3 protein-coding genes are annotated in these 2,106 nt (G+C 66.7%); all 3 read right to left on the bottom strand.

Annotated features, from left to right (window positions below):
• Window positions 1-533, bottom strand: a 533-nt coding sequence (gene parA / locus LO50_RS21840) for a ParA family partition ATPase (protein WP_044316353.1), incomplete at its 3' end; no start/stop codon positions are given.
• A 253-nt stretch (window positions 534-786) separates the two neighbouring features.
• The gene (locus LO50_RS21845) at window positions 787-1,644 is read right to left on the bottom strand and encodes a replication initiator protein A (RefSeq protein ID WP_023103960.1); all 858 of its coding nucleotides are present in this window, start codon (window positions 1,642-1,644) and stop codon (window positions 787-789) included.
• A 26-nt stretch (window positions 1,645-1,670) separates the two neighbouring features.
• Window positions 1,671-1,952: a helix-turn-helix transcriptional regulator gene (locus LO50_RS21850; protein ID WP_003107109.1), complete on the bottom strand. Its 282-nt coding sequence runs from the start codon at window positions 1,950-1,952 to the stop codon at window positions 1,671-1,673.
• Window positions 1,953-2,106 lie beyond the last annotated feature (154 nt).

Below are 2,106 nucleotides of genomic sequence, written 5' to 3' on the forward strand. Positions count from 1 at the left end.
GCGAACACGACGCGCTGATGCACTTCCGCGCGCAGCGCAGGAAGCGGCTGGTCGGCAAGCGCCTGGCGCGCTTCGCGCCCGATCACGGTGGTACTGACACGCCGATTGATGATGAAGGCCGCGCGCAGCGCAGGCCGGAACACCTGCGCCTCGCGGATCAGCGCCACCATCTCGGCGCTGGCCCACAGGTCGTAGGGACTCGGCTGCACCGGGATCAGCACGCGCTCGGCCGCCAGCAGCGCGGAGCGCGCCAAGGCGGCGATGCGCGGCGGGCCGTCGATGACGACGTGATCTGCTCGCCTGGCGAGTTCTGGTGCCTCTTGGTGCAGCGTTTCGCGTGCGAGGCCCACGGCGCTGAACAGCCGTGGCAAGCCTTGCTGGCTTCTGCGCTGCGTCCAGTCCAGCGATGAGCCCTGCGGGTCAGCGTCCAGCAGGACGACGTGCTGGCCGCGCATCGCCAACTCGCCGGCGATGTGCGTGGCGAGCGTGGTCTTGCCGACGCCGCCTTTCTGGTTGAGCAGTGCGACGATCATGGCCTGGCCCTCCATGCTGGAAAGCCGGGCTTTTGCTGCTGCGTTTGTGGCCGCGGGGTGGTTGTCCACCGCAGCGGCGTTTCCCTACTAAAAGTTAGAGAAACTAAGTTAGGGAAGTTAGAGGACGCGCAAACCCAGTGCTGGCGCGGGTTTGCGGCCGATCGGCACGCCTGATAGCACGATAGTCCCACGCCTGATAGCACGATACCCCGCACGCCTGATAGCACGACACCATTCACAGGCTTTCCCGGAGTTATCCCCGTGCCGTCTGCGGCACGGGCCGGAACGTCAGCAGTTCCATGCCGTTGTCGGGCATCCGCTCGATGCCCAGGACGTAACCGGGCAGCGACTGCCGCGCGACGAGCGCGCGCAGATCGCAGGCGAAGTCGTAGGGCTTCGCGGTGCTGCCGGACTTCTGGTGCAGATAGCGAAAGTCGAACTGCCAGCCGTATGCCTGCTTGCCGCCGTGCTTGCGCACCAGGCGGTACAGCCACCGCTCGATGCCGCCGGTGAGCCGGAAATACGCCGGGTCGATGGTCAGCACCAGCGCGGCGTCGAGCACGCCGGCAAAGAACCAGTCCGGCAGGATCAGCTCGATGCCCAGCGGCGTGCCGCTGGCATCGGCCAGTTCCTTCCATTCGTTGATCCACGAAAAGCGGTGCAGGCGCCGGCCTGTTGTCTCGCGGATGGACGTGGCCACCGTGGTCGATTGCAGGCGATCCAGCGCGGCCTTGAGGCGCTGGTAGTCTCGCAGCGACTTGCCGCGCCCGATGAAGCGCAGGATCTCGTAGGGCGTCGCGCGCATCAGCCGCGACGGGCGCAGGCCCGCGTCCTTCGCTTCCACGATCTGCGAGGCCGCCCATATCAGCACGTCCGCATCCCAAATCGTGGCGATGCCGTGCTCCTGCGTGCCCTCTACGCGGATCGTCACGTTGCCCGCGCGGAAGTCGATGGGTTTGACCCGCTTGGACTTGCCGAGCGAGAAGAACGGATAGGCCATCAAGTCCTGGCTGTCGCGCGGCGCCATGTCGCCGGGCAAGGCGCGGAACAGGTCGAGCTGTTCGCGCTCCTGCAACGACCGCTGCCGGAACGGCAGCGCGGAGCTGGACATGGTGATGGCCTGCCGCGCGCCGCCGATCAGCGCGCACGGCTGTCGGCCGAGTGGTGCTCGGCGTACTCGGGATCGGAAGTCGTCTCGAAGCTGCGATCGGCGGCCCAGGCATCGAGGTCGGCCACGGCGTACATGACGCGCCGGCCGAACTTGCGAAAGCGCGGACCACCACCGATCACGCGCTGCTTTTCCAGCGTGCGCGGCGACAGCCGCAGGTACTCGGCGGCTTCGTCGTTGGTGAGATAGCGTTGGGGCTGCGCGGCAGCGGTCGAGACAGTGGCGGCAGGCCGCAAAGGAGCGGGACGCATGGTGTGAACCTCCATAGCTTTCAAAGCTCCGGCCACACAGCGCAACCGGATGGAGGCAGTCTCAGAAAACCAAGCTGTCCTGCTCAGGGCCGTTTTGCGTCGTCCTCAAAACGACCCTTCTCAAGCGGCGGAAGCTGTGCTAGGCGGCGATAGC

Source organism: Stutzerimonas stutzeri, from assembly GCF_000935215.1.
GTDB lineage: Bacteria > Pseudomonadota > Gammaproteobacteria > Pseudomonadales > Pseudomonadaceae > Stutzerimonas.

Bases quoted from the DNA above. Each gene is read 5' to 3' on its own strand.
- LO50_RS21850 (WP_003107109.1), bottom strand. From the start codon at position 1,952: ATGCGTCCCGCTCCTTTGCGGCCTGCCGCCACTGTCTCGACCGCTGCC.
- LO50_RS21845 (WP_023103960.1), bottom strand. From the start codon at position 1,644: ATGTCCAGCTCCGCGCTGCCGTTCCGGCAGCGGTCGTTGCAGGAGCGC.